The sequence below is a fragment of the Flavobacterium sp. ASW18X genome (assembly GCF_005144745.1).
Lineage (GTDB): Bacteria > Bacteroidota > Bacteroidia > Flavobacteriales > Flavobacteriaceae > Croceivirga.
Window position 1 is genome coordinate 249,852 of the sequence record NZ_SWKK01000004.1, and the last position, 22,130, is coordinate 271,981.

22 protein-coding genes are annotated in these 22,130 nt (G+C 35.0%); 16 read left to right on the forward strand and 6 right to left on the reverse strand.

Going from position 1 to position 22,130, the window contains the following annotated elements; all coding sequences use genetic code 11:
- The first annotated feature begins 36 nt into the window (after nucleotides 1-36).
- From FBT53_RS03880 to FBT53_RS03890, 3 genes are all read left to right on the forward strand, one after another.
- The gene (locus tag FBT53_RS03880) at nucleotides 37-1,584 is read left to right on the forward strand and encodes a hypothetical protein (RefSeq protein WP_136949849.1); all 1,548 of its coding nucleotides are present in this window, start codon (nucleotides 37-39) and stop codon (nucleotides 1,582-1,584) included.
- A 90-nt stretch (nucleotides 1,585-1,674) separates the two neighbouring features.
- The gene (locus FBT53_RS03885; RefSeq protein WP_136949850.1) at nucleotides 1,675-1,866 is read left to right on the forward strand and encodes a cold-shock protein; all 192 of its coding nucleotides are present in this window, start codon (nucleotides 1,675-1,677) and stop codon (nucleotides 1,864-1,866) included.
- 127 nt (nucleotides 1,867-1,993) lie between these two features.
- Entirely contained in the window at nucleotides 1,994-2,452 is a 459-nt protein-coding gene (locus FBT53_RS03890) for a cold-shock protein (RefSeq protein WP_136949851.1), read from the forward strand.
- A gap of 58 nt (nucleotides 2,453-2,510) precedes the next feature.
- Here FBT53_RS03890 and FBT53_RS03895 read toward each other — a convergent pair whose 3' ends face one another.
- Entirely contained in the window at nucleotides 2,511-3,875 is a 1,365-nt protein-coding gene (locus FBT53_RS03895; RefSeq protein ID WP_169630308.1) for a S41 family peptidase, read from the reverse strand.
- Between the two features lie 215 nt (nucleotides 3,876-4,090).
- On the opposite strand from FBT53_RS03895, the gene FBT53_RS03900 reads away from it, so the two are divergent.
- Together FBT53_RS03900 and FBT53_RS03905 are read left to right on the forward strand one after the other, a co-directional pair.
- Entirely contained in the window at nucleotides 4,091-4,717 is a 627-nt protein-coding gene (locus FBT53_RS03900; RefSeq protein WP_136949853.1) for a TetR/AcrR family transcriptional regulator, read from the forward strand.
- Nucleotides 4,718-4,733: 16 nt separating this feature from the next.
- The gene (locus FBT53_RS03905; RefSeq protein ID WP_010516741.1) at nucleotides 4,734-5,219 is read left to right on the forward strand and encodes a DUF962 domain-containing protein; all 486 of its coding nucleotides are present in this window, start codon (nucleotides 4,734-4,736) and stop codon (nucleotides 5,217-5,219) included.
- Here the strand turns inward: FBT53_RS03905 and FBT53_RS03910 are convergent.
- The gene (locus FBT53_RS03910; protein WP_136949854.1) at nucleotides 5,216-6,103 is read right to left on the reverse strand and encodes an AraC family transcriptional regulator; all 888 of its coding nucleotides are present in this window, start codon (nucleotides 6,101-6,103) and stop codon (nucleotides 5,216-5,218) included. The two genes, FBT53_RS03905 and FBT53_RS03910, sit on opposite strands and share 4 nt — an antisense overlap.
- A gap of 154 nt (nucleotides 6,104-6,257) precedes the next feature.
- On the opposite strand from FBT53_RS03910, the gene FBT53_RS03915 reads away from it, so the two are divergent.
- From FBT53_RS03915 to FBT53_RS03925, 3 genes are read left to right on the forward strand one after another with little or no spacing between them, the layout of a single operon-like run.
- A complete protein-coding gene (locus FBT53_RS03915; RefSeq protein WP_136949855.1) occupies nucleotides 6,258-7,298 on the forward strand; it encodes an L-dopachrome tautomerase-related protein in 1,041 nt (346 codons plus the stop codon).
- A 34-nt stretch (nucleotides 7,299-7,332) separates the two neighbouring features.
- On the forward strand, nucleotides 7,333-8,007 hold the full coding sequence (locus FBT53_RS03920) for an NAD(P)H-dependent oxidoreductase (RefSeq protein WP_136949856.1): 675 nt from the start codon (nucleotides 7,333-7,335) through the stop codon (nucleotides 8,005-8,007).
- A gap of 11 nt (nucleotides 8,008-8,018) precedes the next feature.
- Nucleotides 8,019-8,852 (forward strand): DUF4437 domain-containing protein, encoded by an 834-nt coding sequence (locus FBT53_RS03925; RefSeq protein ID WP_169630309.1) that lies wholly within the window; start codon nucleotides 8,019-8,021, stop codon nucleotides 8,850-8,852.
- A 79-nt stretch (nucleotides 8,853-8,931) separates the two neighbouring features.
- Here the strand turns inward: FBT53_RS03925 and FBT53_RS03930 are convergent, their stop codons facing one another.
- Both FBT53_RS03930 and FBT53_RS03935 read right to left on the reverse strand, forming a co-directional pair.
- Nucleotides 8,932-10,302: a hypothetical protein gene (locus tag FBT53_RS03930; RefSeq protein ID WP_136949858.1), complete on the reverse strand. Its 1,371-nt coding sequence runs from the start codon at nucleotides 10,300-10,302 to the stop codon at nucleotides 8,932-8,934.
- A 23-nt stretch (nucleotides 10,303-10,325) separates the two neighbouring features.
- Nucleotides 10,326-12,695, reverse strand: a complete 2,370-nt coding sequence (locus tag FBT53_RS03935) for a carboxypeptidase-like regulatory domain-containing protein (protein WP_136949859.1) — start codon at nucleotides 12,693-12,695, stop codon at nucleotides 10,326-10,328.
- 160 nt (nucleotides 12,696-12,855) lie between these two features.
- On the opposite strand from FBT53_RS03935, the gene FBT53_RS03940 reads away from it, so the two are divergent.
- Entirely contained in the window at nucleotides 12,856-13,812 is a 957-nt protein-coding gene (locus FBT53_RS03940) for a helix-turn-helix domain-containing protein (RefSeq protein WP_136949860.1), read from the forward strand.
- An 84-nt stretch (nucleotides 13,813-13,896) separates the two neighbouring features.
- Nucleotides 13,897-15,264 carry an NAD-dependent succinate-semialdehyde dehydrogenase gene (locus FBT53_RS03945; RefSeq protein WP_136949861.1) on the forward strand — a complete coding sequence of 456 codons (1,368 nt, stop codon included), beginning with the start codon at nucleotides 13,897-13,899 and terminating at the stop codon, nucleotides 15,262-15,264.
- 67 nt (nucleotides 15,265-15,331) lie between these two features.
- Here FBT53_RS03945 and FBT53_RS03950 read toward each other — a convergent pair whose 3' ends face one another.
- Together FBT53_RS03950 and FBT53_RS03955 are read right to left on the reverse strand one after the other, a co-directional pair.
- A complete protein-coding gene (locus FBT53_RS03950; RefSeq protein ID WP_136949862.1) occupies nucleotides 15,332-15,916 on the reverse strand; it encodes a hypothetical protein in 585 nt (194 codons plus the stop codon).
- A 102-nt stretch (nucleotides 15,917-16,018) separates the two neighbouring features.
- A complete protein-coding gene (locus FBT53_RS03955) occupies nucleotides 16,019-16,381 on the reverse strand; it encodes a hypothetical protein (RefSeq protein ID WP_136949863.1) in 363 nt (120 codons plus the stop codon).
- Between the two features lie 240 nt (nucleotides 16,382-16,621).
- Here FBT53_RS03955 and FBT53_RS03960 point away from each other — a divergent pair, with 240 nt between their 5' ends.
- The 6 genes from FBT53_RS03960 (at nucleotide 16,622) to FBT53_RS03980 (ending at nucleotide 21,944) form a co-directional block, all read left to right on the forward strand.
- The gene (locus FBT53_RS03960; RefSeq protein ID WP_136949864.1) at nucleotides 16,622-17,074 is read left to right on the forward strand and encodes a PA2169 family four-helix-bundle protein; all 453 of its coding nucleotides are present in this window, start codon (nucleotides 16,622-16,624) and stop codon (nucleotides 17,072-17,074) included.
- Nucleotides 17,075-17,436: 362 nt separating this feature from the next.
- Nucleotides 17,437-17,991 (forward strand): AraC family transcriptional regulator, encoded by a 555-nt coding sequence (locus FBT53_RS03965; protein ID WP_136949865.1) that lies wholly within the window; start codon nucleotides 17,437-17,439, stop codon nucleotides 17,989-17,991.
- A 15-nt stretch (nucleotides 17,992-18,006) separates the two neighbouring features.
- Nucleotides 18,007-18,453 carry a response regulator gene (locus FBT53_RS03970; protein ID WP_136949866.1) on the forward strand — a complete coding sequence of 149 codons (447 nt, stop codon included), beginning with the start codon at nucleotides 18,007-18,009 and terminating at the stop codon, nucleotides 18,451-18,453.
- A gap of 3 nt (nucleotides 18,454-18,456) precedes the next feature.
- Nucleotides 18,457-20,625 (forward strand): ATP-binding protein, encoded by a 2,169-nt coding sequence (locus tag FBT53_RS03975; RefSeq protein WP_136949867.1) that lies wholly within the window; start codon nucleotides 18,457-18,459, stop codon nucleotides 20,623-20,625.
- A 152-nt stretch (nucleotides 20,626-20,777) separates the two neighbouring features.
- Nucleotides 20,778-20,906: a hypothetical protein gene (locus FBT53_RS16345; protein WP_255578203.1), complete on the forward strand. Its 129-nt coding sequence runs from the start codon at nucleotides 20,778-20,780 to the stop codon at nucleotides 20,904-20,906.
- A gap of 21 nt (nucleotides 20,907-20,927) precedes the next feature.
- The gene (locus FBT53_RS03980) at nucleotides 20,928-21,944 is read left to right on the forward strand and encodes an AraC family transcriptional regulator (RefSeq protein WP_136949868.1); all 1,017 of its coding nucleotides are present in this window, start codon (nucleotides 20,928-20,930) and stop codon (nucleotides 21,942-21,944) included.
- Nucleotides 21,945-22,130: the final 186 nt, after the last annotated feature.

Consider the following 22,130-nt stretch of genomic DNA (forward strand, 5'->3'; position numbering starts at 1 on the left):
ATGATAATTGACTACCTTTAAACAAATGGAGATGCATTGAAGGGATGGTATAAAGGTTGGGTAAAATCACTATTAGCAATTGTATTAATTGCCGCTTTAGTTTATGTAGGCGTATTAATAGGGGTAAAGTATCGATTAAATCAATATTTGGCGGCTAAAGAAGAGCAAGGTGTTCCTGTCCGTTATCAAAAGCTAAAGTTGAAATTGTTTGAGGGTACAGCAACTTTTATAGCCCCTGATCTTACATTAAAGAAAGAATTAAAAGCTGGCTATACTGGAACACTTCGTTTCGAATCCATAAAGATTAAAGATATCGGTTATATTAAACTGTTATGGACTGGTAATCTTACCATTGATTATATTGAACTAAAACAACTCAATGGCTTATTAATCAAAGGAGAAACAAAATCTGTTACGGAAAATAAATCTACAGAAAAAAGTGATGAACTTGGTTTTGCTATCAAACTAAAAGAACTTATTCTCACTCATGCCAATCTTACGGTCTTAAATCAAAATGAAAAAAGACCATTGGCAACCTTGTCTGATTTTAACTTGGAAATTGAAGATATTTTAGTCTCTAGTCGCACTCTAGAAAAATCGTTTCCGTTTACGGGGAATTCATATGCCATAACGAGCGGCCCGGTTTACCTTAAGGCTACTGCATATGAGGATTTAACGTTACAAAGCATTTCAGGAGACTCAAATTATACAGTAATCAAAGACATAAGTTACCAAACAGTATTGCCACCAGAAGATTTCTCTAAAGGATTGGCGGTAGAAAGGGACCACTACAACATCACTATAGATTCTTTAAGTTTTACTCAATTGCAGTTAACAGAAAGGCAAAAAGACAGTCTAGGTATCGCTGCAGAACATATTAATTTACATCAGCCATATATAAAAATACATCGCAATAAGCTCGTTGCTGAAGATAGTAGATATAAACCCATGTATGGCGAGTTACTCCGTAAAGCACCAATCGCCATTCAAGTAAATCACTTTAATTTTTACAATACTTATTTGGCTTACACGGAAAAAACAAAGGATTTTAATGATGGGGGAATATTGACTTTCGAAGATATGGAGGTAGAAATTCAAAATCTTGGCAATACCTATTCTTCACCTTTAAAATTACACTTTGAAACACAATTTATGGGGGCTGGTAAGTTTGATGCCGATTGGACTTTTAATGTTAGAGATACTACAGAAGCTTTTGTGTTTAAAGGAAGGTTGGTAGATTTTGACATGCGTAAGGTAAATAGCTTTACTAAACCTGTGGCCAATACTGAATTAGAAGGTAATATGAGCGAGTTGTATTTTACAATTGATGGTCATAATTACCAATCTACTACAAATTTAAAGGCACGATACACAGATTTAGGAGTGTATTTAATACAGCCAAATTCAGGAAAAAGAAAAGCTATAATTAATACGATACTAAATTTATTTTTACCCAGTAATTCTCAAAAAAAAGAGGAACCTTTTAAAACGTCTGCCACCAAATTACAGCGAGATGTAAGCCGTTCACCGTTTAATTTTGTCTACAAATCCTTAGAAAAAGGGCTGCAAGAAGCCATGTTGTAATTTTTATTAAAAATATTTAAAATAAACTACTGTTTATAAATAATTTAAGTCGACATTTGCCGAATATAAATACTATTTAATTTTAAAGTAATGAGTAAAGGAACAGTAAAATTCTTTAATGACACTAAAGGATTTGGTTTTATTAACGAAGAAGGTGCTAACAAAGAGCACTTTGTACATGTTTCTGGATTAATTGACGAGATTCGCGAAGGTGATGTTGTTGAGTTTGATTTAGAAGAAGGAAGAAAAGGGTTAAACGCTGTAAACGTAAGAGTGGTTTAATACCTTAGTTTATACAATACTTTTTTTGAAAGCCTATTGAAGTAAATTCGATAGGCTTTTTTATTTTAATCAATAAAAATTATAATTCTAGCTTTATAAGCCGTACCTTATGGGCCTAACATAATTTATGGCAAAATCACAACAAACCTATTCCAAAAGGGAAAAGGAGAAAAAGCGTTTAAAGAAACGAGAAGAAAAATTAAAGCGTAAAGAAGAGCGTAAAGCTGAAGCTAAAGAAGGCGGCGGAGGCATTCCGTTTGCTTATGTAGATGCAAATGGAAATCTTACAGATACGCCACCAGACCCAACAGAAAGAGAAGAGATAGATGCTTCTACTATAGAAATTGGGATTCCTAAAAAAGAAGATATAGAGGAGGAAGAGGTAGACCCTGTACATAAGGGTAGAGTTGCTTTTTTTGATACTTCTAAAGGTTTTGGTTTTATCAATGATTTGGAAGACCAAGAAAAATACTTCTGCCACGTAAGTGGTTTAATAGATGAAATTGCAGAAGGGGATAAGGTAACTTTTGAATTGGAGAAAGGGCAAAAAGGCTGGAATGCCGTAAAGGTAACGCTAGAAAAATAGGCTTACGTTTGGCTAAGATAATAAAGAGACCCAAGTAGGGTCTCTTTTTGTTTAAAACTTATTCTAATATTGCTATTGTTTTTAAAATACCACTGTCTACTTGCCGTTGTATGTCATCATCAGTTAGCAGAGGTACTAAGAATTCTTCTTGTAGAGGAGCTATGCCAACTCCTTCAAAAACAACACCTTTACTGTCGGCATAAACCTCATTAGACAAGCCTATAGTAGCTCCATTGGGTAAACGATGTTCCAAAATATCAGAAAACACGCCATTGGTAGCTTCCCCAACTAAGGTTACGTTGGGCATATCTTTTAAACATAAGGCAAATACTTCTGCAGCACTTGCAGTAATAGGACTTGTTAGTAATACAATTTCTCCTGTAAATTGCTCATCGCCCTTTGGGCCAAAATTCACTGTTTTTACCGGGGTAAATCCTTCTATTAGTCTTGCCTTTTTGGTAAAACCAACACGTTGCTCTGTAGTAAATCTAGAAGCAATTTCTACAGAGACTTGGTCTATGCCTCCAGTATTAAAACGGGTGTCTATAATTAGTTTAGACATACCTAGAGATTTAAGATAAGTCAAAGCTGCTGTCATTTCTTTACCAACTGCCGCTATCTCATTATTAATATCAGTGCCAAAACCGTCCATTTCTAAAATATTTAAATATCCAATCTGGTCATTTATCATTCCATAAACCATGTTGGTAGTAGCACTACTTTTAAATCCATTGGATAAATATTTTTGCTGTATAAGTTCTAATTTTAAATGTATTAGCGCTACCAATTCTTCCTCGTTGGCAGCTTTGTTATCTACAGAAAGGTTTGCATTTAATCTTGTAAAAAGCTTTGGTGCACCTGCATTAATTTCTATGCCATTAGCCTCGTCTGTAATTGTTATATGACCATCTTCAAATTGATACACAATGGCAGCCAAAGTGTCGTAAAAATTAGCTTCGGTTACTATATCTTCAAAACCACTAAATTCTTCCCAATTAATACTTCGTAACTCAAAAAACGCATAATGGTCATTAAAAAAGTTCCAGAAGTAATTGTAGTTTACCATTGGATCATTGTTTGGCTCCATGGACAATACATCGCAAAATTCATCAGTTTCTTCAGCAGTAAATACAATATCCGCTATAGATGAAAAAGAAGGGCGTAATAGAATTGTAGAATCCTTTTGTTCTAAACGGTAACCAAAATCTTCAGGTTTAAAGTTTGGAACGTAGTACGCACAACCACCATTGGTTATATTTATTAAATCAGTTTTTTCGTCTTTTATGTTTAGTATATAACCCTTTTCTGCATTATACCATAGTCCACTGTTAGGGTCCGGAGATGGGACAATTTCTCCGTCATCTAATTCGCAGGAGAAAAAACTTAATGCAAAAAGAACCAAAATAGATTTAAATACTTTCATGATTAATGTTTTATATTTTAAATAAAGACAATCACAAAAGTCTAAGGTTGCATGCCGTTGCCAGTTTATTTTAAGAATAAATCGATGGTACTCAAAAAATAGGGCGGTAGTTCCGCATAGCTGCATATTACGCTACCATTTTGACTCAAACTAAAATATTTAGTAAACGTTTACTAATATTTTATATATTTACGTAATTGATTTAAAAATTTACAATGAAAGCCAACATAAAGGCAGCAGCAATACAATTGTTTAATAAGGAGGGAATGTCAAATGTTTCTATGAAACAGTTGGCAGACAACATGGGTATAAGTGCTGGTAATTTAAAGTACCATTACAATACCAAATCGGATTTGTTAGAAGCGCTATATGAAGATATGTACACGGTGACACTAGACTATATCTTGCCTAAAAACACCTATCTAACCTTGTTTCATTTGGAAGATATGATGGGGAAATTTGATGCGTTGCAACAAGAATATGCCTTCTTTTTTAACGATTTGGTAAACATCATTAAAACCCATCCAACTATTGCCAAGCGTTATGAGGCGGGCAATATAGAGCGATTTAAGGCAGCGCGTAAACTGTTAGATTATTACATAGAAACAGGAAGAATGAAAGCGACACATGGTCTCGTAGATTTTGACCAAGTGATATACGCTATTTGGATGTTGAGCACTTTTTGGCAATCACAAAAAATCGCAATTAATAACCCCAACTATAAAGTAAACCAAACAAGTAGTATATCCCTACTATGGCAGCTCATAATTCCACATTTAACGGAAAAGGGGATAGAAGAATACCAGCAAATGCGCCAGTTTGTTACATTACCTAATCACTAACTAAAAAAAATTATTAATGAGAACTATAGATGCTTTATTATCTGAATATGCAGAAAGCCACCAAACCAAATTAAATATTAGTATACATTATATCTGCGTGCCGCTTATCTTTTTTAGCTTAATAGGGCTATTGGCTTGTATTCCGTTACCGGATACCCTAACATCAGTTTTACCCACATTTTTAAAACCTTTTTCTCACGTGGGAACTTTACTGATTATTTTTGGATTGCTCTATTATCTACGCTTATCTATAGTTTTGTTTGTTGGGATGTTGTTGTTTTCTATTGGTGTACTTTGGGGCATTTATGCTATTGCACAACTAAATTTTGCACCGCTTTGGGCGCTAATGCTCGGTATTTTTGTGGTAGCTTGGATTGGTCAATTTATTGGGCACAATCACGAAGGTAAAAAGCCGTCTTTTTTAAAAGATTTACAATTTCTAATGATTGGTCCGGCATGGACCATGAGCCATTTGTTTAATGCTTTGGGAATACGATTTTAAGCGCTACAAACGCTACGTTTTAACAACTGGTATTCTCCGTTTTGTTTAAATTCTTTTAGTGTTGAACCAGAATACCGTTTAAAGGTTTTAGAAAGATGGCTCACATCTGTAAAACCCAGCTCGTCTGCTATTTCCGTATACGTATAATCACTATTTAGAAGCCTAATTTCTACTAATTTAAGTTTGGCCTTTATAATGTATTCCCGTAAGGATAGATTCATTTGCTTCTTAAAAAATTCGCTTACATAAGTCGCAGACATATTAAAAACTGCTGCTAAATTTTCAACTTTTAAAAGAGCAGGTTTATCCAAATGTTCATTAATGTAGTTTAGCATCTTTCCTACACGTTCATCTCCATGAGTATTAGAAGTACTGTCTAAATAAATACTTTTCTTAACATTACGCATCAATAATTCTAAAATACTGGTCATTAAGCTGGTAATAAGGTTATGGGAATCTTCAGAATAATTACGAGACTCTTGTAGAATCATATCAACAAGATTAGTAATATACTTTCGGTCTACATTAGAGGTGATAATATCTCCCGGTATTTGGTTGTAATTAGAAAGAATGTATGCAGCTTCTTTAAACCAAGCATTGCGGTCTATGGTTATTTTGCTAGTGGTTTTAAAAAATGCGTCAGAAAATTTTAGAAAGATAAACGTAGTGGGTTCCGCAATAGTAAATAAATGACATTTAAGCGGTGGTAGTAGAAAAATATCGCCTTTGGTATACTTATATTCATTGTAATTAATACACTGAGACCCGTTTCCATCTTTAATCAAAACCAACTCAAAAAAATTGTTTTTAATGGGCCGTTGTTCCCACATATCTAGTCGCACTTCTTGTATATCTAAAGGTTTTATTGCCTGTAAAACTTCCATCTAACGCTATTTTGGACATAAAAATAGTTTAAAACAACCTTAAACTATTGTTAATACTATACTGCAACCTTTAAATGTACCAAACAAACCTCTTTTTGTACATGGTTGTAAGCTTATTCCAAGCCTAACTTTGCTGTATTAAAAATTTAGAACCATGAAAACAGTATTTAGTTTTATAATAGTATCAGTTATGGCCTACCAATTAGGATGGGGCCAACATAAAGAATTGCAGATTGCAGCTGCTTTACCTTTTAGGCCAGGAAACGTAGCCGTAAGTAATGACAGAATTTTTAGTACTGTTCATCCGCTGGGTAATGACGGAGTAAATGTGCAACTCATAGAAATAACAGGTAAAGATAGCTATAGGCCTTTTCCAGATGCTAGTTATCAAAGTATTAAAGGTGCTCCAAAAGGAAAACAAATAGACAGCCCTTTAGGAATTAGGATTGATGCTAAAAATAGACTTTGGATTGTAGACATGGGGCAAAATCGTGGAACTACTAGAGTGTATGCATTTGATATCAACTCGGGTAAAGAGGTATACCAATATGAATTTTCGCAAGAAATAGCACCAAAAGGAAGTTTTATCCAAGATTTGGCGATAGATGATGTTAATGGGTTCGTATTCTTGGCAGATATAGCCAACCCTGGAATTTTAGTGTTAGATACCAATACCAACACGGCAAATAGAATTACTCATTCTAGCATGCAACCCGAAAATATTGACACCTATATTAATGGAGAATTGGTGCTATTTGGTGGAGCACCAGCACGTGTTGGTGTAAACCCTATTACCTTAAGTGCTGATAAGGAAACACTTTTTTACGGGGCTATGAGTGGTACTACGTGGTATGCAATACCAAGCTCTGTTTTAAGGGAAGGGAAGTCTAAGGATGAATTTGCAAAAGCACTAAAAGTAGTTGGGCCAAAACCAGTTTCTGACGGTGTTATCACAGCTAAAAACGGTGAGCATTATATGACCAATTCCCAGAATTATGGAATAGATAAATTAACAACATCGGGTGATTTGCTTCCTGTTATTCGTGACAAGCGATTAGATTGGCCAGATAACGTTTCTATAAGCGGAGATTTTTTATACATATCTGTTAATCAACTACATAAAACAACAGCTTTTACCGGAAAGCCAGATTCGGGTACCAAACCTTTTTACATCTATAAACTAGCTATAAAATAAAAACAACGTTTATTGTTTAAAACAAAAAATTTCAATGGAAACAACACTAATAGCAAAAGAGGACATTTTAAAAGCGTTCAATTTTAGACATGCAACAAAAGAATTTGATTCGACTAAAAAAATACCGGATACAGATTTTGATTTTATTTTAGATACTGCGCATTTATCTCCCAGTTCTTTTGGTTTTGAACCATGGCATTTTGTAGTGGTACAAGACAAAGATTTGCGTGAATCTTTAAAACCCTTTGCATGGGGTGCTCCTTTAAAATTAGACACGGCAAGCCACTTTGTACTTGGGTTGGCCATGAAAGCCCCCATGGTAAAGCACGATGCACAATATATAGATGATATGATGCGTAAAGTGAAACAATTTCCAGATGATGTGGTAGAAATGTATTCCAATTTCTATAGAGAATTTCAAGAACGTGATTTTAACTTGGATACCGATAAAAAATTATTTGACTGGTCTACGAAACAAACCTACATCGCCTTGGCAAATATGATGACATCTGCTGCCTTAGTAGGTATAGATAGTTGCCCAATAGAAGGGTTTCATCAAACAGATATAGAGCCGCTATTACGAGACAAATTTGGTGTTGATACCAATAAATATGGCTTAGCCTTTATGGTCGCTTTTGGCTATAGAAAAGCAAATCCTGAACGTTCTAAGGTAAGAAGGGAGAAGTCCGATATTGTGACATGGAAATAGGAATACTAAAAATGAAAAATATACTATTAGGCATTTTTGTCTTGGCGTTAACGGGTACGGCTATTGCCCAAACACCAACCACGGATACTACAAAAAGTAAAAATGAGGTAGTAACACAAGACCAGATAGATTGGGGTTGGTTAAACCCGGCTAGGGGAGATAAAAGTCCTGCTGCAGGGCAATTATGGGGAGACCGTACCAAGAATGAACCTTCCGGTTTTCTGGTAAAATTCAAGAAAGGATTCTCTTCCCCACCGCATATTCATAACATTACGTATCGAGCCGTGGTTATTAAGGGATTGCTACATAACGATGACCCAAAGGCAGAAGAAATGTGGTTGCCTGCAGGTAGCTATTGGCAGCAGCCTGCCGGTGAAGGACACGTAACCGCTGCAGATGGAGAAGAAAATATGGCATTTTTAGATATACAAGAAGGGCCATATTTGGTACAACCTACAGATGAGGCTTTTGATTATGGGGAACGCCCCATTAACATAGATGAATCTAATCTAGTTTGGTTACATGCCAAGGATTTGGAGTGGGTTTCCGAAAAGAGTAATGTAGAAACCGCTTTTTTATGGGGAAGTCATAATGCTAATCAGTTACGAGCAACACTATTAAAATTACCAGCTGGCTTTAAAGGACGTATTAAAAATTTAAGTCCAAACTTTAGATCTGTGGTTATTTCAGGTAAAATAACCCATCAATTTTCTAAAAAGGATGCTAAAAATGAATTGGAAGCAGGTTCTTATTTTGGGGTAGAAGAAAACGCATCTCCTTACATAAGCACCGATGTTGAAACGGTAATTTACGTCCGTTCTAACGGCGATTTTGAAATGAAATAATATCTAAACTTGACAAATAAAAGGGTTTCTAGCTACGCACTAGAAACCCTTTTTTATTAGGTTATTATTTAAAAGGCTATTACCAAGCGCCAATAAAATGACTTCCTTCTACGTTAACCAATTCTGCACCTTTGGTAACGGCTCCAGTTTCTGTATCTACAACGTATATATTTCCGTTTTGCCCTACTGGGGCTTGAGTTAGGTAAATTTCATTACCGTCTACTGCATAGCCTTGATATTGGAATAAGTAGAAATCTGGGTCGTAAGGAATGTCCGTAATTGTAGTTGCTGTTTTGGCATTTAAATCTACCAACGCAAAGAAGCCTTGCGCACCCGCAACACCCTCTTCAGAACCGTTGTGCCTATAAGCTAATACAGCCTTACCGTTTGCAGCAGGTCTCCATGCCAAAACATATGCACCTTCTACACCTAAAGCATCATCCAGATTAAAAACATAAGAATCATCATACTGGTTGTCTGCACCAATTTTTAGAATATAAGAACCATTTGGGTCACTTTGGTTGGCTTGGTATACCGCTTCATTGTACTCAAAAGAATTGATACTACGGTAGCCATTGGTATTTCCATTACTAATTCCTGATGTAATAATTGTAGGATTTGTTAACGATGGATAGTCTAGAACAATGGTTTTAGAACCTAATATTTCATAATCGCTCTCTCTTTCTCCAGTTGCAGGGTCCAATTTTCTAACTCGTGCTCCAATGTATAATTTGTCACCAGCTGCATTTAACGTTGGCATATCTATCCTATCAATATAATAGCCATTTGCAGCATCTTCGGCATTTAAAGTAAACGTAGATTCTTCAAAATTAATAATAGCAGAATTTTCCAAATCTAAAGTTACTACCCCCATAGTAGAAACCGTATTTATATACGTGTCATCTGTCTCGTCATCCGGGGTATCATTATCATCATACCTATTTTCCGTAGATACATAAACAGCGGCACCCGTTTTATCGCCATCAAATAATTTAATCCATCTGGGGGCAGATCCTACATAAGGAGCAATACTAATTTCGGAACCTGTTTGTTCAAAATCTTGCCCACCATTTACCAAATATTTGGTATAGTTACCGCCAGTATCTCCTGCATAGCTTATGTTAAAAATAGTACTTCCATCTTCAGAAGCTTGTAATCTAGCTGTTCTATTAGAAGGCACAATAAAACCATTATCAAAAGGCGCAACAGAAACAGAAGGGTCTTTAGCATCTTCACTATCTAAAGCATAAATTAGAGTACCACCGTTACCATCTCCAGGATTTTCTCCCATACGAGCAGCTGCAACCGTAATCCATCTGGTGTCTTCTTGGTCTGGGTCTGGATTTGGTGTTGTACCAGGACCATCATCTTCATTACTACATGCTGTAAAAAGACCAGTAGCAATTAGGGATAAAACAACTGCTTTAAAATTTAAATTAGTACGTTTCATATTGTATAGCGTATTTATAGGTATTAAAAATTATAAAGGTTATAGGTTAATTTTAGATAGAAAGCCCTTCCTGGTTTTTGAACTGATAGGTTGTCATAAACCGGCTTATCAAATATGTTTTTGGCATCAAAACTTAAAATGATATTCTTGTTTGGAAACATGTAGCTTAATCCTAAATCTTGGACCAGCTGTTCAGGAACCCTAAAGAAATCGTCTCCAGTGGTGTTAGAACCTTGAGGAACCAAATAGGAAAAATCGTCTGTGTAGTATAGGTTATAGAAAAGGTTTAATTGCGCGTTTTTTTGGATTACATTATCAAAACGATACCTGGCGCTACCGTTCATGGTTAAGAAGGGTGTGTTTGGCACATCTATTTCAGTACCTCTATTCTCTATTTTTAAATCGAATTTGGACATGTTAAAATTTAATGCCAGATTGTTATTGTAGGTATAGCTTAATTGGGCATCAATACCCTTAGAGGTACCACTACCTTGGTTTACGTAAACAATTAGTTCATCATTCACGTTTAAAGAAGTTTCTATTGGTAGGCCAATACGGTCTTTAATGTTTCTGGTAAGAAAATTGCTGTATACAGAAAACTGATGCTTTTTGATATTGAAAGAACCAAAACGGAACCCTACGTTTAAATTATCGCTACGCTCGGGATTAATACTAGAATTGGCAACGACGTTATCCCCATCATTGCCAAATATTTCGGTCTCATTGGGTAAACGCACGGCTTTTTCCGCAGAGGTAAGCAAGGTTACCTCTGGTAAAATAGCGTAAGACGCGGCAAATCCATAACCTTCATTAGTAGTATTATTGGTTACAACTTCTTCAACTATTGTAGAATTACCCTCTTCATCTTCTGTTATTGCTGGGTCTTTGCTAATATTTTTTTGCTGATAATACTTACCAAATAAGCTCGCTTTAAATCGATTCTCAAACGCAGAAACATCATAGGTTAATGAAAATATATTCTTGCGCAAGTCTCTAGTACCCACAAATATATTTTCTAACAAGGTGTTTAGGGCATCACTATCTTCCCTATCAATACTGCTAAAAACATGATTGAACAGCATCTTATGGTTTTCATTAAAAGCATAAGAAATTCCACTTCTTACCGAAGCAACGTTTCTTTTAATTTTTGCTAGGGTAGGACCACCTTCTTGCTGTGAGCCCCAAGTGTATTCATACTCATCTCCTCTAAAGTCTATGGCCCGCTGCCCATTCCATGCATAGGCGGCAGCAAGCGTATCTACCACCTGTCTGTTGCGTTTACCGTAAAGTCCTATAATATTTAAATCCAAACCTTTGGTAAACAAATCTTTCTTTTTATAGGTAAGATTACCCAACAAGGCATCGGACTCTAAATAACGGTCTTTGTAAGGGGTTATGGTCATAAAAGCGCCGTGTTGCACCTCCTTATAATCATCTGAAGCAGTGATACCCAAAAAGAATTGGTCTGCCCAAGAAACATCTGTAAAACCAAATTGGGCAATGCCGCCCACAGAACGGTAGGCATCATTAAAGCGTTTTGCGGTAATTGGTGTTTGTACCCCGCCAAGACCTGTTACTACAACGCTACGACCAGAAACTTCATAATCATTATCAGAATAGTTCTGAAATAAGGATGCTTTAACCGTAAAACCAGAAGAGTCCATCCTATATACGGCATTCGCGTTGGTCTGTAGGGTGTTGAACGATCCATAAGAAGCAGATACGTTTAATGTGTATCTAGCTTGGCTGTGGAGTTCAATATTAATGGCTCCGCCAAGGGCGTCACTTGCCAAATGGCCTGGCACAACTCCCTTATACACCTGTATTTCTTTAATCAAAGAAGGCGGTATGCTATTAAGGTTAAAAGAATTACCATAAATAGATATTGGTATACCATCTATAAAAATACGCACAGCACTCCCAGACAGTCCATTTAAGCTGTATTCTGCATTAGCGCCTAAACCACCATTTTGTCTAATTTTTACACCAACGGTGGTGTTCAATAGTTCATTGGTCTGTATGTTACGTATACTCGCTTCTTCCGTCTGTACCGCAGTAACAGCAAAGCCTTCAGTTTCTAAAGCAGTTTTCTTAGATTTTCCATTTACCGTAACGTTATCCAAAGTATTGGTGCGTTCTACTAAAGCAAAGTCTACCTTTATATTATTCTCTTCTGCAAGAAAGGTTACATTTTGTTTTTTGTTATAATAACCTATGTAAGAAGCTTGTAATAAAACGGTGTCTTCTGTAATGTTTTCAAGCAGGTAATTCCCGTTAATATCTGTTTGCGTTCCTTTTTGGGTACCCACTATAACCACTGTAGCTCCAAAAAGTGGTTCGCCGTTGGCAGCACTTATTTTACCAGAAATAGTACGGTTTATTTGGGCTTGCATAAAAATGCAATGGATAAGGACTAGTAGGTTTAAATAATAAAAACGCACGTTATTTTTATTTAGAACGATTAAAAATAATTAGGTTTGCAAAAGTAAAGGGCAACCAAAAACAAACGATAACGCAAACGGAAGAATATATGCCGAGAAAGGAAGTTTTAGAGTGAGTATTTCTAAAAAGACCGTATTTAAAGGGTCTAAAGCAATAGGCTTTATACCAAATGGTATTGAGGAAGTGGCTGTGGACTTGGGTTATCTACCTAAAACAGGATTGCAGCGCGAATTTAGGTTGAATGGTTTTACCCTTGTAGAGGTAGATTATTCAAGCAAAGAGGCTTTAAATGCAGTCTTAGAACAAGAAAGTCCCTATTATAAATTAATTTTTCAATTAGAAGGACTAAATACCATTCAGTATAAAAATAATTCTATAACCCTTGCACAAGGCTATTACAACTTAACCTATTTCCCTAAAGGCAATTATTTACTCAAACAAGAGGGACCGAAAGTATCTCACTATGTTATTACTTTCAGTACAACTTTCTTGGAGAAAATTTTAACTACTCAAGATGGTCTAGCGTTAAATTTACTCGCATTACAATCTACAAATCAATTAAATTGTTTCTGGAAAGAAAATAAGCCTTTTACCACCACCATTTGCACACTACTTAATCAAATGAAAACCATTCCACTAGAGGGTAGTTTAAAAAAGTCATTTTTAGAGGCTAAGGTGATAGAGTTACTATTGCATTTATTACAAAATAATCCCTATAAACAAGTTGCCCAAACCACTTTAGCTAAACCTCCCCAATTGGTACCTCCTGTAATGCATAAAGTGGAGCAATATCTTTTGTACAATCTACATAGAACCATTACTATAGCTGAGTTGGCTGTTTTTGCGGGAATTAATACATCTAAATTGAAGAGTGAATTTAAAATTGCTTTTGGCCAAACTATTTTTAAGCATTTAACGCGCTTACGAATGGAAAAAGCAAAGTACCTTTTGAAAAACAAAGAGACAAGTATAGCGCTTATTTCTAATCAAGTAGGATACAAAAATCCACAACATTTTACAGCAGCTTTTAAACGATATTATGGTTATTTACCCAGTGATATTCACTAACATTTATTTGCGTTAATCATAGGTTGAATACGGGTAGTTGGCAGATTTAGAATAGCTAATTTTACACAATTAAAAGTTTGCTTTATGGAAATTGCTAAAAGTATAAATCCTGCTACAGGTAAAATTATAAAAGAATACCCTAGAATTACTACTGAAGAGGCGGTTACTAAAATCGATAAAACACACCAAGCCTATCTGCAATGGCGAACTAAATCCTTTGATGAACGTGCAAAATACCTACACAGGTTAGCAGATGTTTTGGAACGGAACAAACAAGTGTATGCTGAGTTGGCAACTAATGAAATGGGTAAATTACTAAAACAATCTGTAGCTGAGTTAGAAAAATGTGCTTGGGTATGTAGATACTATGCGGACAACGGCGCAGAATTACTCCAAGACGAATATATTAAAACAGAAGCTAGTAAGAGCTATGTTACCTTTCAGCCTTTAGGTGTGGTCTTAGCTGTTATGCCGTGGAATTTTCCATTTTATCAAGTTGTCCGTTTTATTGCTCCAGCATTAATGGCTGGCAATGGTGGCGTACTTAAACATGCATCTAACGTTCAAGGTTGTGCGTTTGCATTAGAAGCTGCAGTGGCTAAAGCTGGATTTCCAGAGGGATTATTTCAGAACTTAAATGTGAATTCAGATGCAATAGAAAACATCATTGCAAATGATAAGATTGTAGCAGTAACCTTAACCGGGAGTGACCCTGCGGGGCGTTCCGTAGCTTCTATTGCTGGTAAACATCTTAAAAAATCAGTATTAGAATTAGGGGGGAGTGACGCGTATATTATTTTAGAAGATGTAGATATAGAAAAAGCTGTAGATACGGCTACTTATGGTAGATTACAAAATAACGGACAAACATGTATTGCGGCAAAACGTTTTATTGTTGTAGAAGCTATTTATGATGAGTTCTTAGAGAAATTTACTAGTAGTATGAAAGCAGCAAAAATGGCAGAGCCAAAGGATTTATCCGCTTTTTATGGACCAATGGCCCGCACTGATTTAAGAGATGAGTTGCACGAGCAGGTTATGAAAACGGTAGAACATGGTGGTGTATTACATTTAGGAGGAAAAATACCCGATAGGGAAGGTGCATATTACCCTGCAAGTATTCTTACCAATATAAAACCAGGTATGGTGGGTTTTGATGAAGAATTATTTGGCCCGGTAGCCGCTGTAATAAAAGCTAAAGATGAAGAAGAAGCTGTGGCTCTAGCCAATGCTTCAGCATTTGGTCTGGGAGCCGGCGTTTTAACAGGGGATAAGGAGCGTGGAGAAAAACTAGCGCTTCAACTAGAAGCGGGTAATGCTTTTGTGAACAAGTTGGTAGCTTCTGACCCTAGACTACCCTTTGGAGGTGTAAAAAACAGTGGATACGGAAGAGAATTGTCTAGTTATGGCATACGAGAATTTACCAATACAAAAACCATTTGGGTAGATTAATTACAACTTAGCTTAAACAAAAAAAACACCGCATTGCGGTGTTTTTTTTGTCTTTAGAAAATGCAATTTAGCTTTTATAAATTTCTTTATAGCCATCTAGTTTTTCTTCTAATTCAGACATATTTTCCACATAAGTATATTCTGTATTAAATACACGTTCTGGTTTTTCACCAACAATGTAATGCTTAACATTCAAGTCTGGAGCATTCAATGTTACCTGGTCAGAAATACGCATTTTTTTATCACCTAAATTTTGTTCGCCTTTTTCTAATGTAGATACTACAATTAAGTTGTTGTCACTAGCGTAAATCTTATCAATATCAAGTTCGTGTTCTACGCCATCAATTTCTGCCTCTACGCGTACGGTACGCTCTTTTTTGTCCCCAAAGTCTTCTGGCATATCCACATCAATATAAGGTACTTCTACCTCTTCTTCTTCCATTACAACAACCACTTTAGGGATTTCTACCATTTTAGTAGTTGTACCCACATTTACGTCTGCCCAGTCCACATCGTAAGAAGGTAATTGTCCAGCTGCAGTTTCAATATCAACATCCACTTCTGGTAATTCTGCCTCCTTTTTTTGGTCTACTTTACAGCTTGATAATAAAATAGGAGTTGCTACTGCTATACTAACTAGTAATTTTTTCATGAGATACTGTTTTTAATTGTTATTAAAGTCGTAGCAAAAGTAGGTGGCTGCTGTGCCAATGCCTTGCTGTAATCCTAAAATCCTTGACGCGATGGATTGATTTTAAGATACATCTCTCAATTGTTGTTTTGTTATAATTCTAGGGGACTCCAAACTTATATTGTAATAAGTTAAGAGTTCATCGTAATTCCGTAAGGCTTTAATATTACCTTTTTTTATACCTATTGCAAATGGAATACTTTTAGGAGTCTCTTTTAAGAGGGTTATTTCGTGTAGTTGCAGACTTTTGTCCCGGTGGATTAATTTATGTACTATCTCTTGCCAAACTATAGGTAGTAGACGTTCTTTATTCACATTTATACTTCGCAATCTATTTAAAGACTTCTCTAGCCCATTTGTTGGTAAAAACGTATTTGTGCTAGTGTATATAATAAGGTCTTGTTGGTTAAAGTGAAGAAATCCCATGATTTTTACTTGTAGTTGTTCGTATTGTTTGTTCAATCCATAAAACTCCGACGTTTACTGGCTTTATATTACACCAAAAGCAAATAAGATGAACGCAATTGAAAAACGACTTCTTTTTATAAGTAAAACGTAATGAGTTAATTACAATGCCATATGAAGTAAGGTTAAGTAATTATAATTACAACTTTTGTAAGGCACAGTAGAAGAAAAAGAATTTAGAAATAAAAAATTGTATAGAATATGTCATTATTTGAAAAGACCACAGAAGATAAATTGAATAACTTATTGGCCAAGGCTTACGATGCAGAGCAAGGTTTTACCAAGGCTGCTGAAAAAATAGACAATCCAACATTGCAACGTTTTTTTGAGCATAAAGCAAATGAAAGAAATCAGTTTAAAGCAGAATTGGAGCATGAGCTGGTTGCAAAGGGAATGGATATAAATAAAAGTGGAGGCAGTGTTTTAGGTGCTATGCATAGAGCTTGGATAGATACCAAAGCATTATTTTCTCAAGACGATGAGGAAGCTATGTTAGAAGAGGTTAGAAATGGAGAAAAAGCAGCTTTGGAAGATTATCAAGAAGTGCTTAAAGAAACTAAAATTCCTACATCTACTTTAAACATTTTAACAACACAAAAAAATAAGATTGAGCAGAGCTACAATCGCGCAAATTACTTAGAAGAAATTCACTAAGATTTTATTTGGTTAGTTTGGTTTGGTTTGTAAAAAGGTTGCCCACTTTGGCAACCTTTTTCTTTTTAAATTATGTAGTTCTTCTTTGTTTAATACTTCAACAAAATTCTTCTAGCTTATAAAGCTAGGAACATTTTAAGGTGCTTTAGATTATTATAAATCTGGTAATCAGACCTTAAATTAAAATATCCGTTTAAGCATATTTTAATTATCGCCTTAATAAACGATAAAATGTTCGCTCGCTTAACTTTTTGTTTATGATGCTGAGTTATAGATTAAACAAAGTTTTCTTAAAAAAACAATTTTGTTTAAAAGATTGACTTATGTTTGTTGTATATTGTTTGATGTAAACAGACACCTTTATGACCTTGTATTTAAAATATGATCTCTCACAAACCTATAAATCGGTAATTGAGTTTGTATTGAAAAATGCAAATATTGAATACAACTTGGTCAACTTAAACGAAGTGCAACTTACAACGCCTTTAGAATTATCAGAAAAAGTGGAGTTACAAGACCAGTTGTCTACCTTTCATATAGAAATAGTAGACGACCCCAAACTGAGCTTGGTACAACGGATGAAATTTTTGATAGACCTTTATTTAAAGGATAAGGAAGCACAATTAAGGAATGTAAGTGATTTTTTAGCAGAGGAATTAGACTACTCTTATGCCTATTTATCTAGTTTGTTTTCTGAAGCTACCTTCACTTCTATAGAGAGTTTTATTATCCTAAGAAAAGTGGAAATGGCCAAGGAGCTATTATTAAAGACAAGTATGTCTTTAACAGAAGTTGCCTTTGAACTCAATTATAGTAGTGTAGCCCACTTGTCCACACAATTTAAAAAGACAACGGGATTAACGCCATCTGCATTTCAGCGGATTATTCAGAAAAGGAAAAGCATGTTCCCTAATTAATTAACCAAGCACACAATGTTACAGGACAGATTAAAGATTAACCTGACGGATGACGACTTAGATGACCGTCTGTTCTTTGAAGAGGCCATTAATGACCTACAGATGAACACAGAATTAACCACTTTTTGCCATGGAGGGGAATTGATGGATTTTTTAAATGCCAATGTGGCTAATAAGCCAGATTTAATTTTTTTAGATTTAAACATGCCAGTTATGAATGGTATGGAATGTCTTAAACAAATTAAAACATCTCCTTTGTTAAAAGATATTGTTGTAGCTATTTACAGCACTTCTTCTTCAGAAAAAGATATTGAAGATACGTTTATTAGAGGTGCAGATATTTATCTAACTAAACCTAGTTCTTTTGCAGAGTTAAAAAAGGCTGTGGAACGGGTTTTAAAAATTAACTGGCAATACCACACCTCTGCATTGAATAAAGAAAATTTTCTTTTAAGAGTATAATTTATGCCCACAAGAGCGTTAGACCGTTCCAATAAAGCACAAACATTTGCAATGCTAGTTGCATTTACGGTTTTATTGGCGGTTTTTATTTTTTCTTATATAAGATATTACAAGTTAGACGATGACCGCTTGGCTTCTTCAGAATTATTTAAGGAGCAAGTACAAGCAGAAAAACTGTTTAATACTTATAACGAGCTGCAAATAACCCAGCTCCAATCCTCTTTTGTAAAACAACGGGTGCCTGTAGAAAAATTTCAATCACTTATAGAAAAGTGTCAGCAAATTTTAAATCAACTCAACAAAAATTTTAAAGACGACCCACTACAAAAAAAGCACATAGACCTCATACAAAAACAGCACGATAGTCTACTAAAAGCTTTCACCAAATTAGATCTGGTTGTAGAAGCAGAAAATAGCAATAGTGAAGATGTAAGAAGACTGTTTAAAGAGATGAATGGTATTCTATATAATATTGACAATGCCAAAGACAACATTATTGCTTTTCAACAACACAAAGTACAAGAAAGCGAAAACAACTTACAAAGAAGCAATAGGTATTATGCAATTTTGTTCTTCGCCGCAGGATTTATCTCACTATTAATTTCAATATTAGCATTTGTACGGATAACAAAAGACAATAAACACATAGTCCGTACTACAGAGTTTTTAGAAAGTGTTTTAGAAGCTACGGAAGAAATTGCCAACTTATACCTTCCTGTTTATAATGATGAAGGGGACGTTGTGGATTTTAGAATTGATTACGCCAGTAAGGCCAATGAAAGTGTAACAGTATTTAAAATAGAAGAATTAAGAGGGATGCTTGTTTCTGATGTGTATCCCTTTATGAAGAAAAGTGGCGAACTAGATCGTTTGATAAATTGTTTTAACACGCAAGAGGCAACTAATGATATTTTAGACTTTAATATAGATGCGGCAAGAAGGTATTTTTGGGTACGCTATTTTCCTTTTAAAGACAATGTAAAAGTTCTTGTTTCTGATGTTACTAGCAACAAAATGTATGCTCAAGATTTAGAACGACTAAATAGTGAGTTAGAGATTAGCAACAGCCTGTTGAACGAAGCAGAGAAAATTGCATCTATGGGTTCCTATATATGGAACTTAGACAAAGAAGAAACCTTTTTATCGGATAACGTCTATAGAATTTTAGGTTATAAAAAAGGGGATTTTGATGCAGGTCCAGAAAAATTTAGAATGTTTGTACATCCAGAAGACTTGGAAGAATACGAGCAACAAATACAGGAGGCTTACGAACTTAAGAAACCATTAGACTTTAATTTTAGAGGGATAAAAAAGTCTGGCAAGGAAGTACATTTGTATACAACGGGCATTTTTGATGAGCACTCTGAGGATAGAATAATGGTAGGTGTTATTCAAGATATTAGTAAACAAGTACGTTTAAATAAACGTTTGTTAGAACAAAACACGGTATTACTTAAAAAAAATACGGAATTAGAATCCTTTAACCGGGTAGCAAGTCATGATTTACAAGAACCTTTACGCAAGGTGCAAATGTATTTGTCTAGGGTTATGGAGGGAGAAGAAAAACTACCCGAACGTAAACAACAGTTTTTAGAAAGAGCCTTAGACGGTTGTGCTAGAATGCGTGTGCTTATTAATAATTTACTTTCCTTTTCTAGAATAGATAAAAGAGGTGAAACCTTTGAGCGAATAGACCTTACCACTATTTTAGAGGGTCTTGCTAACGATTATAGTTTAAAGTTAGAAGAAACTAATTCTGAAATAATATTAGGAGAATTGCCTGTTGTACGGGGTATTCCTTTTCAGATGGAGCAGTTATTCAATAATCTAATTAGCAATGCCATTAAATACCGTAAAAAAGGAGAAGGTGTAATAATTAACATCAACGCAGCTGTGGTACATAGAGAAGTTGCCATGAATGACGGTCTTATGGTAACAATGGACTACCATAAAATTACGGTTACTGATAACGGGATGGGTTTTGATAATGATAAAAGAGAAAAGATTTTTGATATTTTCCAACGCCTGCACCAAAAACATCAATATACTGGCACCGGTATAGGTTTGGCTATTTGTCGTAAAATAATCACCAAACATAAAGGTAAAATATACGCCAAAGGCTTTCCTGGAGAAGGATCTACATTTACGGTTGAATTACCAGTGATTTCTTAACGACTTCTAAAAATCTTCCTCATTTTAACATAGTTTTATAAATTTTTCAGAGCAATCTAAAAATCATGTAACGCAATTGAAAAATTGTGTAACGTATTAGGCTTTCTGTTAAACGATATTTGGAATATCAAAATTGCCAAACAAAGAAAGCTATGAATATACAATCAGATTCCTCCAGTAAGTTATATGCCAAAGTAGGCAGAACCATCGCAAAATCGCAATACTTCGCAACACCTACATCTATTACAGAAGTAGAAGAAAATGTAGAAGAAGAAATATAAAATCACACAAAACAAATCATCATGGAAACATTCACAATTCACTCAAATACCTTAGGCAAAGCCTTAGAAGAATTAAAAACCCAATTAGGTGCAACAGCTACTTCGGGTTTAAAAGAGCAACAATTAACTTTTAACAACGCTACCGGTAGAGGCCAAGTAACCGGTTTATCTCTAAAAGGAAGAATTAACTATTTAGAATTTGATGTAACTTTTAAAGAAGACACACAGATTCTTTTGGGAACAGAAACCCAAAATTCCTTATTTTTTGCCTATTGCGTGGAAGGTTCTCTGCGTCACAAGTTTAGCGAGAATCACCAATCTGTAACCTTAGAACCATTCCAGACGGCAATTATGGCCAATAGCGTTTCTCCTTTAAACGTGCTTGAGTTTAAAGCAGGTGAGCGCACTAATGTAAGTATCATTGGGGTATATGGTTTATTGCAGGCAGACAAACCAAATACCATAAGATACCAACTTAAAGAGACTTTTTTAGAACAAAATCAAGAAGATTATAGATTTGTTGGCTCCTACAATTTAAAAATTGCTGATAGCGTAAGCCAATTACAAAATCTTAAAATGACAGGTTTAGTACGCGCCTTAATGACCGAAGGTTTAGTACATATTATACTTGCCATGGAGATACAACAACACCAAAGAGATAAACTGCTTAAGGATGAAGTTTTAGGCTCTCTTAATAGTAGAGATAGAAGATTGGTAAAAGAAGTATCTGATTTTATAAAGAATTATCCAGAGACCAATAAAACGGTAACCGATTTATCAGAAAAAGTAGGTATTTCACCAGCAAAATTACAAGAAGGATTTAGATTGATGCACAATACTACGGTAAATGATTTTATCCGTAATGAGCGTATTAATAAAGCAGAAATGCTTTTAAAAACAACAGACCTCAATATATCAGAGATTGTATATACTATAGGATTTTCTAGTAGAAGTTATTTTTCTAAAATATTCAAAGAAAAGTACAACTGTTCTCCTATAGAATACAAATCTAAAATTAAGTTGGCGGTAACTGCTTAACTTAATAAGTAAAATTTTCATACATATTGATTTGTGGTGATTTGGCCGTCTATTAGCATGCTAGTAGACGGTTTTTTTACAATGTATATAATTTTGTGTCTCTCCAAATTATAAGCTTAAATTTTTTACGAGCACTTAATTATAGTCGATACAAGAGGATAATCATTTGTTACATTTGATGCTTAC

Excerpts from the sequence above, each read along its gene's own strand:
- FBT53_RS03905 (WP_010516741.1), top strand. The coding sequence starts at position 4,734 with ATGAGAACTATAGATGCTTTATTATCTGAATATGCAGAAAGCCACCAA.
- FBT53_RS03950 (WP_136949862.1), bottom strand. The coding sequence starts at position 15,916 with ATGAAAAAATTACTAGTTAGTATAGCAGTAGCAACTCCTATTTTATTA.
- FBT53_RS03970 (WP_136949866.1), top strand. The coding sequence starts at position 18,007 with ATGTTACAGGACAGATTAAAGATTAACCTGACGGATGACGACTTAGAT.
- FBT53_RS03975 (WP_136949867.1), top strand. The coding sequence starts at position 18,457 with ATGCCCACAAGAGCGTTAGACCGTTCCAATAAAGCACAAACATTTGCA.
- FBT53_RS03930 (WP_136949858.1), bottom strand. The coding sequence starts at position 10,302 with ATGAAACGTACTAATTTAAATTTTAAAGCAGTTGTTTTATCCCTAATT.
- FBT53_RS16345 (WP_255578203.1), top strand. The coding sequence starts at position 20,778 with ATGAATATACAATCAGATTCCTCCAGTAAGTTATATGCCAAAGTAGGC.
- FBT53_RS03945 (WP_136949861.1), top strand. The coding sequence starts at position 13,897 with ATGGAAATTGCTAAAAGTATAAATCCTGCTACAGGTAAAATTATAAAA.
- FBT53_RS03910 (WP_136949854.1), bottom strand. The coding sequence starts at position 6,103 with ATGGAAGTTTTACAGGCAATAAAACCTTTAGATATACAAGAAGTGCGA.
- FBT53_RS03955 (WP_136949863.1), bottom strand. The coding sequence starts at position 16,381 with ATGGGATTTCTTCACTTTAACCAACAAGACCTTATTATATACACTAGC.
- FBT53_RS03980 (WP_136949868.1), top strand. The coding sequence starts at position 20,928 with ATGGAAACATTCACAATTCACTCAAATACCTTAGGCAAAGCCTTAGAA.
- FBT53_RS03915 (WP_136949855.1), top strand. The coding sequence starts at position 6,258 with ATGAAAACAGTATTTAGTTTTATAATAGTATCAGTTATGGCCTACCAA.
- FBT53_RS03965 (WP_136949865.1), top strand. The coding sequence starts at position 17,437 with ATGACCTTGTATTTAAAATATGATCTCTCACAAACCTATAAATCGGTA.
- FBT53_RS03925 (WP_169630309.1), top strand. The coding sequence starts at position 8,019 with ATGAAAAATATACTATTAGGCATTTTTGTCTTGGCGTTAACGGGTACG.
- FBT53_RS03900 (WP_136949853.1), top strand. The coding sequence starts at position 4,091 with ATGAAAGCCAACATAAAGGCAGCAGCAATACAATTGTTTAATAAGGAG.
- FBT53_RS03935 (WP_136949859.1), bottom strand. The coding sequence starts at position 12,695 with ATGCAAGCCCAAATAAACCGTACTATTTCTGGTAAAATAAGTGCTGCC.
- FBT53_RS03895 (WP_169630308.1), bottom strand. The coding sequence starts at position 3,875 with ATGAAAGTATTTAAATCTATTTTGGTTCTTTTTGCATTAAGTTTTTTC.
- FBT53_RS03920 (WP_136949856.1), top strand. The coding sequence starts at position 7,333 with ATGGAAACAACACTAATAGCAAAAGAGGACATTTTAAAAGCGTTCAAT.
- FBT53_RS03890 (WP_136949851.1), top strand. The coding sequence starts at position 1,994 with ATGGCAAAATCACAACAAACCTATTCCAAAAGGGAAAAGGAGAAAAAG.
- FBT53_RS03885 (WP_136949850.1), top strand. The coding sequence starts at position 1,675 with ATGAGTAAAGGAACAGTAAAATTCTTTAATGACACTAAAGGATTTGGT.
- FBT53_RS03960 (WP_136949864.1), top strand. The coding sequence starts at position 16,622 with ATGTCATTATTTGAAAAGACCACAGAAGATAAATTGAATAACTTATTG.